Annotated in this window: 10 protein-coding genes; 7 read left to right on the top strand and 3 right to left on the bottom strand. The window is 73.0% G+C overall.

Translation table 11 applies throughout. The annotated features are described in order from the left end of the window. A complete protein-coding gene (treY, locus tag ACFW01_RS28430) occupies nucleotides 1-2,421 on the bottom strand; it encodes a malto-oligosyltrehalose synthase (RefSeq protein WP_384508201.1) in 2,421 nt (806 codons plus the stop codon). Between the two features lie 149 nt (nucleotides 2,422-2,570). Beyond that, nucleotides 2,571-4,688, bottom strand: coding sequence for a glycogen debranching protein GlgX (glgX, locus tag ACFW01_RS28425; RefSeq protein WP_234960035.1), 2,118 nt, complete (start codon nucleotides 4,686-4,688; stop codon nucleotides 2,571-2,573). Nucleotides 4,689-5,043: 355 nt separating this feature from the next. Between glgX and ACFW01_RS28420 the strand changes: the two genes are divergently transcribed. Together ACFW01_RS28420 and ACFW01_RS28415 are read left to right on the top strand one after the other, a co-directional pair. Then, nucleotides 5,044-6,291, top strand: coding sequence for an SAV2148 family HEPN domain-containing protein (locus ACFW01_RS28420; protein WP_384508198.1), 1,248 nt, complete (start codon nucleotides 5,044-5,046; stop codon nucleotides 6,289-6,291). 150 nt (nucleotides 6,292-6,441) lie between these two features. Beyond that, nucleotides 6,442-7,164, top strand: coding sequence for a 3'-5' exonuclease (locus tag ACFW01_RS28415; RefSeq protein WP_234960037.1), 723 nt, complete (start codon nucleotides 6,442-6,444; stop codon nucleotides 7,162-7,164). Nucleotides 7,165-7,290: 126 nt separating this feature from the next. On the opposite strand, the gene ACFW01_RS28410 is transcribed toward ACFW01_RS28415, so the two are convergent. Continuing rightward, nucleotides 7,291-8,154, bottom strand: a complete 864-nt coding sequence (locus ACFW01_RS28410; RefSeq protein ID WP_384508195.1) for a phosphotransferase enzyme family protein — start codon at nucleotides 8,152-8,154, stop codon at nucleotides 7,291-7,293. A gap of 170 nt (nucleotides 8,155-8,324) precedes the next feature. Here ACFW01_RS28410 and ACFW01_RS28405 point away from each other — a divergent pair, with 170 nt between their 5' ends. From ACFW01_RS28405 to ACFW01_RS28385, 5 genes are all read left to right on the top strand, one after another. Continuing rightward, nucleotides 8,325-9,263, top strand: a complete 939-nt coding sequence (locus tag ACFW01_RS28405; RefSeq protein WP_384508192.1) for a carbohydrate ABC transporter permease — start codon at nucleotides 8,325-8,327, stop codon at nucleotides 9,261-9,263. Next, nucleotides 9,260-10,093 (top strand): carbohydrate ABC transporter permease, encoded by an 834-nt coding sequence (locus ACFW01_RS28400; protein ID WP_234960040.1) that lies wholly within the window; start codon nucleotides 9,260-9,262, stop codon nucleotides 10,091-10,093. Before ACFW01_RS28405 ends, ACFW01_RS28400 begins: the two co-directional genes overlap by 4 nt. After that, on the top strand, nucleotides 10,093-11,376 hold the full coding sequence (locus ACFW01_RS28395) for an ABC transporter substrate-binding protein (RefSeq protein ID WP_384508189.1): 1,284 nt from the start codon (nucleotides 10,093-10,095) through the stop codon (nucleotides 11,374-11,376). The genes ACFW01_RS28400 and ACFW01_RS28395 overlap by 1 nt, the downstream gene beginning before the upstream one ends. 333 nt (nucleotides 11,377-11,709) lie before the next feature. Next, entirely contained in the window at nucleotides 11,710-12,489 is a 780-nt protein-coding gene (erm(O), locus tag ACFW01_RS28390; RefSeq protein WP_234960042.1) for a 23S rRNA (adenine(2058)-N(6))-methyltransferase Erm(O), read from the top strand. Beyond that, the gene (locus ACFW01_RS28385) at nucleotides 12,486-13,751 is read left to right on the top strand and encodes a glycosyltransferase (RefSeq protein WP_384508185.1); all 1,266 of its coding nucleotides are present in this window, start codon (nucleotides 12,486-12,488) and stop codon (nucleotides 13,749-13,751) included. Before erm(O) ends, ACFW01_RS28385 begins: the two co-directional genes overlap by 4 nt. Nucleotides 13,752-13,793: the final 42 nt, after the last annotated feature.

The raw sequence follows: 13,793 nt of genomic DNA, 5'->3' as shown, positions 1-13,793 counted from the left end.
TCAGCCGTCCTGACCGGTGCCCTCCACCCGTTCCAGCAGCGCGACCGGTGTGACCGCGAAGAGGTCCGCCACGCGTGCGTGCCCCTTGAACTCCCTCTCCGGCGCCAGCGCGTCGGCCCACCGGCCCGGCGGCAGCGGCAGCGTCGTGGTGCCCCAGCCGCCCGCCTCCGCCAGCCGCAGCGACAGCCGGGTGACGGCCGTGACGGCCTCCCCGGAGCGGACGAACGCCAGGCAGTGCGCCGCCGCCGGGCCCTCGGCGGGCAGCGGCTCGTAGGCCGCCGTGTCGCCGAAGGCACCGGGCCGCCGGGCGCGCAGCGCGAGCGCCGCCCGTGTCACGGCCGCCTTCTCGCCGGACGCCCCCGGCTCCGTCGGCCCTCCGCGCCCCCGCGGGCCGGGCGGGAAGTCCACCGGCCGCCGGTTGTCCGGGTCGACCAGGGCCAGGTACTCGTGCTCGGTTCCCTGGTACAGGTCCGGCACGCCCGGCATCGTGAGGTGGGTGAGAGCCGTGCCGAGGACGTTGGCCCTGATGTGCGGCGCCAGCGAGTCGCGCAGCGCGGCCACCCGCTCGCCGGGCGCGCCGCACGGCCCCGCCGCCACGAACGCCGCCACCGCCTCCTCGTACGACGGTTCCTGTTCCGTCCAGCTGGTGTGCGTCCCCGCCTCGCGCACGTGCTTCAGGAGTGCGTCCCGCACCCGCTCACCGTCCGCCGGGCCCAGCCCGAACACCGTCTGCCAGGCCGCCCACGCCAGCTGCGCGTCCGGCCCGTCCTCGCCGGTACGGGTGACCTCCGCAAGTACGTCCGCCCACCGCTCGGGGCACTCGGTGAGCACGGCCAGCGCGGCCCGCACGTCGGCGCTGCGCTTGGTGTCGTGCGTCGAGACGACGGTGCCCGTCGCCGGCCAGTCGCGCTGCACGCGCGCGCAGTAGGCGTGGAACCGCTCCGGGGACAGCGCGGGACCGCCCGGGTTCCCGCCCACCTCCGTCGCCGACAGCAGCGGCACGTAGCGGTAGAAGGCGGTGTCCTCGACGGACTTGGCGCGCAGCGCCGACGCGGTCTGCGCGAACCGGTCCCGGAACTCCGCGTGCTCCGGCCCGTCGCCGTACCGCCCCAGCACGAGGTCCCGTACGACGTCCACCGCGCCGGCCTCCTCCGGCACCGCGAAGACGGCGCGCGCCTCGGCCGCCGCCTCCTCGGTCACCACGGATGCCGCGTCCCCGGCGCCGTACGGCCGGTACACCTCCAGGCGCACCAGCAGCTCGCACAGCGCCGTGCGCAGCGCCCAGGGGGCCCGGTCGCGCAGCGCGGGGTCCGGTGAGGCGACGCACAGGCGGTGCGCCACCCGGGTCAGGCGGTCCGTCTCGGTGGCCAGTTCGTGGCCGAGCACCCGGTACGCGGCCCGCCGCACCGTCGCCGCCCAGTCCCCGCCCAGGTCGTCCCGGGGGGCGGTGAACGCACGGTAGTGACCGAGCAGTTCCCCGTACCCGGCCGGGTCCGTGAAGACCCCGTCGACATGCCGCAGGGCGTCGTATCCGGTCGTGCCCGCGACGGGCCACGCGGCCGGCAGCCGCTCCCCGTCCGCGAGGATCTTCTCCACCACCGTCCACCGCCCGCCGCTCGCCTCGTGCAGCCGCCGGAGGTAGGCGCCGGGGTCCGCGAGACCGTCGGGGTGGTCGACGCGCAGCCCGTCGATCACCCCTTCGTGCAGCAGCCGCAGGACGGTGGCGTGCGTGGCCTCGAACACCTCGGGGTCCTCCACGCGTACGCCGATCAGCTCCGAGATGCTGAAGAAGCGCCGGTAGTTCAGCTCGGTGCGGGCGAGCCGCCACCACACCGGGCGGTACCACTGGGCGTCCAGGAGCTGCGGCAGCGGCAGGTCCGCGGTGCCGTCCCGCAGCGGGAAGGCGTGCTCGTGGTAGCGCAGTACGTCGCCGTCCACGCGCAGCTGGTCCAGCACCTCGCCGGCGGGGGCGCCGAGCACCGGCACCAGGAGCTGCCCGCCCTGCGCCTCCCAGTCGATGTCGAACCACCGCGCGCGGGGCGACGCCGGGCCCTGGCGCAGCACGTCCCACAGGGCGCCGTTGTGGCGGGGGGACATCGCCATGTGGTTGGGCACGATGTCCACCACCAGGCCGAGACCGTGCTCCCGCGCGGTGCGCGACAGGGCCCGCAGCCCCTCCTCGCCGCCCAGTTCCGCGCGCACCGGCGCGTGGTCCACGACGTCGTAGCCGTGGCCCGATCCCGGCACCGCCTCCAGCACCGGCGACAGGTGCAGGTGGGACACGCCGAGCGAGGCCAGGTACGGCACGGCCGCCGAGGCGGCGGCGAAGGGGAAGTCGGGCTGGAGCTGGAGCCGGTAGGTGGCGCGGGGAGCGGAGGAGGAGGCCGTGGACGTCACCGGGTCGGGTCGCTCAGGTGTCATGCAGAGCTACGTACCCGCCCCGCCGCCTTTCGTGTCACCGGCCCCCTGCACGGGTGAGGGGCGACCGCGCCGGGCGGACGCCCCGCGCCCGCGCTTGGGCCTGTCTGACAATTCCCGTCTGCCTCGCGACGCCATGCACGCACTCGCGCCTAGACGGGCCGCTGGAGCACCACCAGGCTGCGGTCCACCAGGGTCAGCCGGTCCCCGGCCTGCACCTTCGCCCCCGTCTCCGAGGGCACCCCCTCCGGGAGCGCGGTGTCCACGACCACCTCCCACTGCCGGCCGTGGTCCACCGGCACCACGAATTCCAGCGTCCTGGGCGCGGCGTTGAACATCAGCAGGAACGAGTCGTCGGTGATGCGCTCCCCGCGCGGACCGGGCTCGGAGATCGCGTTGCCGTTCAGGAAGACGGTCAGCGCGGACGCACGCGCGGAGTCCCAGTCCCGCTGCGTCATGTCCGCGCCCTCCGGGGTGAACCAGGCGATGTCCGAAAGTTCGTCGCGGGTGCCCTCCACGGGCCGCCCGTGGAAGAAGCGGCGCCTGCGGAAGACCGGGTGGTCCTTGCGCAGCCAGACCATGGCCCGCGTGAACTCCAGCAGTCCGGGGGCGGGCTCCTCGCCGTCCGGCCAGTCCAGCCAGGCCAGTTCGTTGTCCTGGCAGTAGGCGTTGTTGTTGCCCCGCTGGGTGCGGGCGAACTCGTCGCCGTGGCTGATCATCGGGACACCCTGGGAGAGCAGCAGGGTGGCGGTGAAGTTGCGCATCTGCCGCGCCCGCAGCTCCAGGACCGCCGGGTCGTCGGTGTCCCCCTCGACGCCGCAGTTCCAGGAGCGGTTGTGGCTCTCCCCGTCCCGGTTCTCCTCGCCGTTGGCGTGGTTGTGCTTGTCGTTGTACGCCACCATGTCGTGCAGGGTGAAGCCGTCGTGGCAGGTCACGAAGTTGATCGAGGCCAGTGGGCGGCGCCCGTCGTCCTGGTAGAGGTCGGAGGAGCCGGTCAGCCGGGAGGCGAACTCCGCGAGCGTGCGCTGCTCGCCGCGCCACAGGTCGCGCACCGTGTCCCGGTACTTGCCGTTCCACTCGGTCCACAGCGGCGGGAAGTTGCCCACCTGGTAGCCGCCCTCGCCCACGTCCCAGGGCTCCGCGATCAGCTTCACCTGCGAGACCACGGGGTCCTGCTGCACCAGGTCGAAGAAGGATGACAGCCGGTCCACCTCGTGGAACTGCCGGGCCAGGGTGGCCGCGAGGTCGAAGCGGAAGCCGTCGACGTGCATCTCGGTGACCCAGTACCGCAGCGAGTCCATGATCATCTGGAGGACGTGCGGGGACCGCATCAGCAGCGAGTTCCCGGTCCCCGTGGTGTCCATGTAGTAGCGCGGGTCGTCGGTCAGCCGGTAGTACGAGGCGTTGTCGAGGCCCTTGAAGGACAGCGTCGGGCCCAGGTGATTGCCCTCGGCGGTGTGGTTGTAGACCACGTCCAGGATCACCTCGATCCCGGCCTCGTGCAGCGCCTTGACCGCCGACTTGAACTCCAGCACCTGCTGGCCCCGGTCGCCCCAGGAGGCGTACGCGTTGTGCGGGGCGAAGAAGCCGATGGTGTTGTAGCCCCAGTAGTTGTTCAGCCCCATGTCCACCAGGCGGTGGTCGTTCACGAACTGGTGCACCGGCATCAGCTCCAGCGCGGTCACCCCCAGCTCGGTGAGGTGCTCGATCAGCGCCGGGTGCGCGAGGGCCGCGTAGGTGCCGCGCAGCTCCTCGGGCAGGCCCGGGTGACGCATGGTCAGGCCCTTGACGTGGGCCTCGTAGATCACCGTGTGGTGGTACTCCGTCCGGGGGCGCCGGTCGTCGCCCCAGTCGAAGTACGGGTTGACCACGACCGACGTCATCATGTGCGGGGCCGAGTCGAGGTCGTTGCGCCGTTCGGGCTCGCCGAAGTGGTAGCCGTAGACCTCCTCCCCCCACTGCACCGCGCCGCTGATCGCACGCGCGTACGGATCGAGGAGCAGCTTGGCGCTGTTGCAGCGCTGCCCGTGCTCCGGCGCGTACGGGCCGTGCACGCGGTAGCCGTACCGCTGACCCGGCATCACGCCCGGCAGGTACGCGTGGCGCACGAACGCGTCGCTCTCCCGCAGTTCGACGGCCGTCTCCGAACCGTCGTCGTGCAGCAGACACAGCTCTACTCGGTCGGCGGCCTCCGTGAAGACCGCGAAGTTGGTGCCGGCGCCGTCGTACGTGGCACCCAGTGGATACGCCTCTCCAGGCCAGACCTGCATGAACACGACTCTTTCAGGTGTGGGGCGCCGGTGCGGACGCCTTGGCTGCGAGTCTCCCCGAAAGTGAGGCGACCACCTAGCACGTACGTCTCCCTACCCACCCCTCGGCGTTCTGCTCCACACACGCCGCGGGACGGGCGCGGGGAAGTCTTCCCCGTACCCGGCCACGTCACCGCTATGACTCCGCTCACTCGCCGGTGGGGCGCGACCCGGAACGGGCCCGTGGATCAAGGACGTTGGGAAAACCGGCCCGTCCATCGGGCTGCACCGCGGACCGCTCCCGGAGTACCCTTCCTTGATCGTTGGGACGGGGTGTCCCCGGGAAGAGTCCGGGGGAGCGGAAGGCGGTACACGGGTGGGCTCGGGAGGGCTGGAGCTGCCTCCTGGTGACGACGGTCACCAGGAGAACTCCACGGACGTCCCGCCCGGTGCGGTGTCCCTGGCGCGGCCGATGAACGCGGGCGCGATCGGTCCGGAACTGGACTGGGACGGCGGCGCCTGGCACGAGGTGCGCACCCGCGCCCAGCGGGCCGGCCGCGCCTACATCTGGCTGAACCTCGTCGAACAGCGCCTGCGCGCCGTCGTGGCGGCCGTCCTGCGGCCGATCTACGAGCCCGTCCACGGCGACGACTGGGTGGTCGCCGCGGCCGGACCCGCCGGCCAGGAGTGGGTGCAGCGCGCCGTCGCGGTCCGCGAGGTCAGCCGCCGCAAGGGCTACCTGCTGGACCCGGCCGACGACAACGTCCTCAGCTTCCTCACCCTGCCCCAGCTGCGCGAGCTGATGGTGCAGCACTGGCCCTGCTTCGAGCCCTACGTGGACGAGCGCCGGGATGTCGAACTCGCCCTGGACGAGCTGGAGGTCACCCGCAACGTCGTCTCCCGCAACCGGGCGCTGTCCGAGGCGGTGCTGAGCCAGGCCGAGCGGGCCTCGGCACGACTCCTCGAGGTCCTCGGCGCCGGCGGCGACGTGCCCTCCGCGCGCCGGCTGCCGGTGGACGCGGTCGAGGACCTGGTCGGCGACCGCTACGCCGACGTCGTCGCCGTCCATCCGGACCGGGTGCGGCTGCTGCGCCAGTTCCCGGCCGAGGACCTGTTCGGCGGGGCCCGCCGCGTGGACGCCCTCGGCATCGGCCTCAACCTGCTCGTGCAGAACTTCTCCGGCCGCCGTCTGCTGCGGCTGGCCGAGTCCGGCGGCCGGGTGCGGCTGCTCTTCCTGAACCCGGCCTCCAGCGCGATCAAGCGCCGCGAGCGCGAACTGGGCATCAAGCGGGGCGAGCTGAGCCGGGCCGTGGAGATGAACATCCTGCACATGCGCCGGGTGCGCGCCCGGCTGCGGGACCCGGGGGCGTTCGAGATCCAGGTCTTCGACGAGACGCCCCGCTTCACCGCCTACCTCGTCGACGGGGACGGCGCCGACGGCATCGCGGTCGTGCAGTCCTATCTGCGCCGGACACGGGGCATGGAGGCACCGGTCCTCGTCCTGCGCAACGGGCGGGGCGGAGGCAGGGTGGTGAAGGCGGACGAAGTCGACGAAGGCGGACTCTTCCCCACCTATCGTGAGGAGTTCGAGCTGATGTGGGCGGATTCGCGGCCGGTGTCGTGAAGGTCCTGCCGGGTGTCGGACGGGGGCGTCCGGGGTCTGTCCGTCCCGGGGCGGGAACGGGGTAAACGGAATGCGATCCTCTGATTGTCAGTGGCCCGTGGGAAGGTGGAGACCACTGGGGGAACGCACCACCAAGAAGGGGGACCGCCCATGGGCTGGCACCGGGAGCTGCTGATCGGCTTCGACCTGGAGACGACGGGCACCGATCCGCGCGAGGCGCGCATCGTCACGGCGGCCGTGATCGAGGTCAGGGGCGGGGAGCCGCAGGGCCGCCGGGAGTGGCTGGCCGACCCGGGCGTGGAGATCCCGGCCGAGGCGGTCGCGGTGCACGGCATCAGCAATGAGCGGGCGGCCGCCGAGGGCCGGCCCGCCGACCAGGTCGCGGACGCCATCGCCGCCGTGCTCACGGACCGCTGGCGCACCGGCGTCCCGGTCGTCGCCTACAACGCGGCCTTCGACCTGACCCTGCTCGCCGCCGAGCTGCGGCGCCACGGACTGCCGTCCCTGCGCGACCGCCTGGGCGGCACGGACCCCGCCCCGGTCATCGACCCGTACACCATCGACCGCTCCGTCGACCGCTACCGCAGGGGCAAGCGCAACCTGGAAGCGGTCTGCCGGGAGTACGGCGTCCCGCTCGACGCGGCCCACGACGCCACCGCCGACGCCCTCGCCGCGGCCCGGCTGGCCTGCGCGATAGCCGACCGCCACCCCAAGGTCGCGGCCCTCGGCCCGGCGGACCTGCATCACCGCCAGGTCGAGTGGTACGCCGAGTGGGCGGCGGACTTCCAGAGCTTCCTGCGCCGCAAGGGCGACGCCACGGCCGTCGTCGACGCGACGTGGCCCCTGCGCGAGCCGGCCGACGAACGGGTCTGACCGGCCGGGCACCGGACAGACGGGACCGGACACCGGCCGGGCCCCGGGCAGCAGCGCTGGGACCCGGGCACCGGACAGGTGAAACCGGGCACGGCCGCGCCCCGGCACCCGCGAGGCGGCCAGGGCTCAGAAGGGATACCAGCGCACCGTCGGGTCCCCGCCCCGCAGCGACGCCACCCTGCGCTCGAACTCGGCCAGCGCCTTCGGGTTGCTCGGCGCGTGCTGGGCCACCCACGCGCAGCTGGCCGTCTCCCGGGCGCCGCGCAGCACCGCACAGCCGTCCCACTCGCGCACGTCCCAGCCGTAGGTCGCGGTGAAGGCGTCGTACGCCTCGGCGGGCAGCCCGTAGCGGTCCCGGCTGAGCGCCAGCACCACCAGATCGTGCTCGCGCAGGTCGGCGGAGAAGGTCTCCAGGTCCACCAGGACCGGCCCGTCGGGACCGACGTGCACATTGCGGGGCAGCGCGTCGCCGTGGATCGGGCCCGGCGTCAGGTGCGGGGTGAGCGCGGCGGCGGCCGACGCGAACCCGTCCCGGCGCTCGCGCAGATACGCGGCGTCCGCGGGGTCGATCACGTCGCCCGCGAGCCGCAGCCACCGCTCCACACCGCCCAGCAGCTCGCGGGGCGGCAGCTCGAAGGAGGAGGGGAGGTCCAGTCCGTGGACCAGCCGCAGCAGCACGGCCACGTCCCGCGGCTCGGCGGGCCGCACCGGCTCGGGCAGCCGCCGCCACACCGTCACCGGATGCCCGTCGACGAACAGCGCCGTCGGACGGGCCGCCCGCACCGCCGGCACGCCGGCCTCCTCCAGCCAGCGGGCGACGGCCACTTCCCGTCGCGCCCGGTCGAGCAGCTCCGCGTCCCGGCCCACCTTGACCGCGAGGTCACCGGCGGCGAACACCGCGTTCTCGCCGAGGGCCAGCAACCGCGCCTGAGCCGGTCGGGGGAGTACGCCCGCCCCGGCCAGCACCTCCCGGGCCCGTGCCTCGTCCATCGTCGTACGCCTCCGTGTCCGTCTTGTCCGCCGGGTTCCCGCCGTCCGTCGGCCAGTGTCGCATTCGCACAGGTGGGAGCGGATGCGCGGGCTCTTGACGGGTCGCGGTCACTTCACGACCATGACGAGGCCCGTCCGAGCAGCGCAAAGGGGCTGATTACGTGGCATTGGTGACCGATTCGAGGAAACCGGCGCGCCGTGCGCCCGGCGCGGAGCGGGGACGCCGCGGGCCGGACCACGGCGCCTGGTTCCTCGTGCTGCCCGCGTTGATCCCCATCCTGGTGCTCAGCGTCGGACCGCTGCTCTACGGCATCCTGCTGGCGTTCACCGACGCCCAGTCCGGCCGCACCGAGCCCACCCGGTGGATCGGCACGCTGAACTTCCAGGACCTGCTGCACGACACGCTGTTCTGGGAGTCCTTCCGGATCGGGCTCGTCTGGGCGGTCGGGGTGACGGTGCCGCAGTTCCTGCTCGCACTCGGTCTCGCCCTGCTGCTCAACCAGGACCTCCGCCTGCGCTGGCTGGCCCGCGCCCTCGCGATCGTCCCCTGGGCGATGCCCGAGGTCGTCGTCGGCGTCATGTGGCGGCTCGTCTACAACACGGACGCGGGCATCCTCAACGAGACGCTGCGCGACCTCGGCCTCGGCAACGGCCACGACTGGCTCAGCGGCCTCGGCACCGCCCTGCCCGCCGTCATCGTGGTCGGCGTCTGGGCCGGCATGCCGCAGACCACGGTGGCGCTGCTCGCCGGACTCCAGAACACCCCGCGCGAGCTGCACGAGGCCGCCGCGGTCGACGGCGCCGGAGCCTGGCGCCGCTTCCGCACCGTCACCTGGCCCGCCCTCAGACCCATCGCGCTCGCCATCACCGCGCTCAACGTCATCTGGAACTTCAACTCCTTCGCCCTGGTCTACGTGCTGACCAACGGCGGCCCCGGTGGCCGCACCCGGCTGCCCATGCTCTTCGCCTACGAGGAAGCCTTCCGCTACGGGCAGTTCGGCTACGCGGCGGCGATGGGCTGCGTCATGGTGGCCGCGATCTCGGTCCTGCTGGCCGTCTTCCTCGCCGGCCGGCTGAAGGGCGGACTCAAGGGAGGTGACGAGGCGTGAGGACCTCGACCACGGCCCGCGTCGGCCAGTACGCCGCGCTGCTCGCGTATCTCGTCTTCCTGGCCTTCCCGTTCCTCTGGCTGATCTCCACCGCGTTCAAGCCGCCACGCGAGCTGGGCAGTCTGCACCCCACCTGGATCCCGGAGAACCCCACCCTCGACAACTTCCGGCAGGCCTTCGACGAACAGCCCCTGCTGCACGCCGCGCTCAACTCCCTGGTCGCCGCGCTCGGCGCCGCGGTGATCGCCGTGGTGATCGCCACCCCGATGGCCTACGTCATGGCCCGCCGCCGCGGCCGGCTTGCCAGGGCCGCCACCGGATGGGTCGTGGTCAGCCAGGCCTTCCCCTTCGTCCTGCTGATCATCCCGCTCTTCCTGGTCCTGAAGAACCTCGGACTGATCAACTCCGTTCCCGGCCTGGTGATGGTGTACGTCGTGTGGTCGCTGCCGTTCGCGCTGTGGATGCTCGCCGGGTACGTCCGCGCCGTACCGGCCGAGCTGGAGGAGGCGGCGGCGGTCGATGGCGCCGGGCGGCTGCGGACGCTGGTCTCGGTGACCGCGCCGCTGCTCGCGCCGGGCATCGTGGCGACGGCCCTGTTCGCGTTCATCACCGCGTGGAACGAGTTCTTCTTCGCGCTGGTGCTGCTGAAGACACCGGAGAAGCAGACCCTGCCGGTGATCCTGACCCACTTCATCGGCGCCGAGGGCGTCGCCGACCTCGGCCCGCTGGCCGCGGCGGCCTTCCTCGCGACGCTGCCCTCACTGGTGATCTTCGCGCTGATCCAGCGGCGGATCACCGGCGGCATGCTCGCCGGGGCGGTGAAGAGCTGATGCGCACCCGCACCGCGACCCTGCTCGTCGCCCTCGCCCTGCTGCTCGCCGGCTGCACCTCGGGCGGCGGCGACGCGGACGGCGGCCGGATCACCCTGCGCTTCCAGTCGCTGGCCTGGCAGGCGGAGTCGGTCGAGGCCAACAGGGAACTGGTCCGGGAGTGGAACGCCGCCCACCCGGACGTACGCGTCGAGTACGTCCAGGGCAGCTGGGACAGCGTCCACGACCAGCTCCTCACCTCCTTCGAGGGCGGCGAGGCGCCCGACATCATCCACGACGCCTCCGACGACCTCGCCGACTTCGCGTACGGCGGCTACCTCGCCGACCTGACCGAGCTGCTGCCCGACCGGCTGAAGTCGGACATCCCCGGGCGCAGTTGGGAGACGGTCACCTTCGGCGACGGGGTCTACGGCGTGCCGTTCCTCCAGGAACCCCGGGTGCTGATCGCCAACGCCGACCTGCTGCGGAAGGCGGACGTCCGGATCCCCACGCCCGAACACCCCTGGACCTGGGCGGAGTTCCGGCAGGTGGCGAAGCGGCTCAGCGGCGACGGCGGATACGGGGTGGCCTGGCCGCTCAAGGAGCCCGTCTCCGCGACGCTCAACCTCTCCCTGTCCAACGGCGGCCGGATGTTCCACCGGGACGCGGACGGCAAGGTCACCGTCCGCTTCGAGGAGGGCGACCAGGTGGTGCCCCGCACCATCCACGACCAGGTCGAGAAGGACCGCAGCGCCTCCTCCGACACCCTGGGCAGCGGCGGCTCCGACACCCTGCCCGGCTTCTTCGCGGGCAAGTACGCGATGGTGCCCCTCGGCTTCTCCTACCGCCAGCAGATCGAGCAGCAGGCCCCGGAGGGCTTCGACTGGCAGGTGCTGCCCGCCCCCGCGGGCACCGACGGGCTCGCCCAGGGCGTCAGCCCGCAGACCCTGTCGATCGCCGAGGACACCCCGCACAAGAAGGAGGCCGCCGCCTTCCTCGACTTCCTCCTCCGGCCGGACAACATGGTGCGCCTGGCCCTCGGCGACTGGATGCTGCCCACCGGCACGCGGGCGCTGAAGGACCCCGCCCTGCACACGGCCGAGCGGGGCTGGTCCATCGGCACCGCGCTCGCCGGCCACCTGCGCTCGGCACCCGCGCAGTCCGTCCGGGGGTACCCCGAGTGGAAGGACAAGGTGGCCACCCCCGCGCTCCAGGAGTACTACAGCGGGGCGATCGGCCTGGACGAGCTGCGCGAGCGACTGGAGGAGGACGGCAACCTCGTACTCGCCCGGTACCAGCGCTGACGGCGGTCGGTGGGCAGCCCGCGCCCGGAGCCCGCGCCTAAAACCCGTTGCCTGCCCCGCGCGCGGCCGCCTAACGTCATCTCCGTGGCAGCTTGCAACGCGATCTTCAACTCCGGTCTCGGCCGGGGCTGCACGTACTCCATCAGGATGCGTCGTGGCCCCGGAGCCCTGACCGGCCCGGGGTCCCCCCGCCGCTGAGGCACGTCACGCGCTGACGCACGTCTCCCACTCGCGGCGGGGCTGAGCCTCCGCGTTCTTCTTTCGCCTTCGTCTTCCGGTCAGGGCCTTCGGCTGCCCTTTCCCCTCTCCACGGAAGACAAAGGACCGCAGGCCATGGCCCGCCCCACCCAGCGTGCCCGCACGCTCTCGCAGAACTTCCTCGCCGACCGCGCCACCGCCGAACGTGTCGCCCGGCTCGCCGCACCCGACCGCCGGCACCCTCCGCTCCTGCTCGAAGTGGGTGCCGGGAAGGGCGCCCTCACCGAGCCGCTGGCCCGCCGCAGCCGGGAACTGCGCGCCTACGAGATCGATCCCCGGCTCCTGCCGGGGCTCCGCGCCCGTTTCGCGCACGCCCCCCACGTCCGTGTCGTCGCCGGCGACTTCCTCGCCGCGCGGCCGCCGCGCACCCCGTTCGCCGTCGCCGGGAACGTGCCCTTCTCGCGTACCGCGGACATCGTGGACTGGTGCCTCACCGCCCCCGCGCTCACCCACGCCACGCTGATCACGCAGCTGGAGTACGCCCGCAAACGCACCGGTGACTTCGGCCGCTGGACCCTGCTGACGGTCCGGACCTGGCCGTGCCACGAGTGGCGCCTGGTGGGCAGGGTGGGCCGGTACCGCTTCCGCCCGGCGCCACGCGTCGACGCCGGAATCCTCCGCCTCGAACGCCGCCCCACCCCGCTGCTCACCGGCCCCGCCCTCCGGAGCTGGGACGACCTGGTCGAGCTGGGCTTCTCGGGGGTCGGCGGGTCGCTGCACGCCTCCCTGCGGCGGGCCCGTCCGCCCCGGCGCGTGGACGCCGCGTTCCGGGCCGCGCGGCTCGACCCGCGGGTGCTCGTCGGCGAGGTCCCGCCCGCGGCGTGGCTGCGGCTGCACGAGGAGCTGGCGGCATGAACCGAGAAGATGCGCGCCAGAACTTGCACGAGACGTCTCGTCTCGCGTACGGTCGGTGCATGACCAGTCCCGCGCACATCGCCATGTTCTCCATCGCCGCCCACGGCCACGTGAACCCCAGCCTGGAGGTGATCCGCGAACTCGTCGCGCGAGGACACCGGGTGACGTACGCGATCCCGCCGCTCCTCGCGGACAAGGTCGCCGAGGCGGGGGCCGAACCCAAGCTGTGGAACAGCACGCTGCCCGGCCCCGACGCCGACCCGGAGGCATGGGGGAGCACCCTGCTGGACAACGTGGAGCCCTTCCTGGACGACGCCGTCCAGTCGCTCCCGCAGCTCGCCGAGGCGTACGAGGGCGACGAACCGGACCTCGTCCTGCACGACATCGCCTCCTACACCGCCCGCGTCCTCGGCCACCGCTGGGACGTGCCCGTGGTCTCCCTCTCGCCGTGCATGGTCGCCTGGGAGGGGTACGAGCAGGAGGTCGGCGAGCCGATGTGGGAGGAGCCGCTGAAGACCGAGCGCGGCCAGGCGTACTACGCCCGCTTCCACGCCTGGCTGGAGGAGAACGGGATCACCATGCACCCCGACCCCTTCGTCGGCCGCCCCGAGCGCTCCCTGGTGCTGATCCCCAAGGCCCTCCAGCCCAACGCCGAGCGGGTCGACGAGAAGACGTACACCTTCGTCGGCGCCTGCCAGGGCGACCGGACCGCCGAGGGCGACTGGACGCGCCCCGAGAGCGCGGAGAAGGTCGTGCTGGTCTCCCTCGGGTCGGCCTTCACCAAGCAGCCCGGCTTCTACCGGGAGTGCGTCAGGGCCTTCGGTGAGCTGCCCGGTTGGCACACGGTGCTCCAGATCGGCCGGCACGTCGACCCGGCGGAGCTGGGAGAGGTGCCGGACAACGTGGAAATGCGCTCCTGGGTACCGCAGTTGGCGATCCTCCAGCAGGCCGACCTGTTCGTCACCCACGCGGGCGCCGGCGGCAGCCAGGAGGGCCTGGCGACCGCCACGCCGATGATCGCCGTACCGCAGGCCGCGGACCAGTTCGGTAACGCCGGCATGCTCCAGGGGCTCGGTGTCGCCCGGCAGCTCGACACCGAGGAGGCCACCGCCGAAGCGCTGCGCACCGCTGCCCTCGCCCTGGTCGACGACCCCGAGGTGGCCCGGCGACTCAAGGAGATCCAGGGCGGGATGGTCCACGAGGGCGGCACCCGCCGGGCCGCCGACCTGATCGAGGAGCGACTGGCCGCCGCCAGGGCCTGACCGCGCCCGGCACAGCACGCCGCGGGCCCGCCGGTTCCGAGA

The organism is Streptomyces sp. NPDC058985, from assembly GCF_042740985.1.
Classification (GTDB): domain Bacteria; phylum Actinomycetota; class Actinomycetes; order Streptomycetales; family Streptomycetaceae; genus Streptomyces.
Note: the sequence above shows the minus strand (reverse complement) of the source record. Positions and strands in the feature narration are given on the sequence as shown.

What these genes read in the sequence shown, in the direction of transcription:
- treY (WP_384508201.1), bottom strand. Translation starts at nt 2,421, where the DNA reads ATGACACCTGAGCGACCCGACCCGGTGACGTCCACGGCCTCCTCCTCC.
- glgX (WP_234960035.1), bottom strand. Translation starts at nt 4,688, where the DNA reads ATGCAGGTCTGGCCTGGAGAGGCGTATCCACTGGGTGCCACGTACGAC.
- ACFW01_RS28415 (WP_234960037.1), top strand. Translation starts at nt 6,442, where the DNA reads ATGGGCTGGCACCGGGAGCTGCTGATCGGCTTCGACCTGGAGACGACG.
- ACFW01_RS28410 (WP_384508195.1), bottom strand. Translation starts at nt 8,154, where the DNA reads ATGGACGAGGCACGGGCCCGGGAGGTGCTGGCCGGGGCGGGCGTACTC.
- ACFW01_RS28395 (WP_384508189.1), top strand. Translation starts at nt 10,093, where the DNA reads ATGCGCACCCGCACCGCGACCCTGCTCGTCGCCCTCGCCCTGCTGCTC.
- ACFW01_RS28385 (WP_384508185.1), top strand. Translation starts at nt 12,486, where the DNA reads ATGAACCGAGAAGATGCGCGCCAGAACTTGCACGAGACGTCTCGTCTC.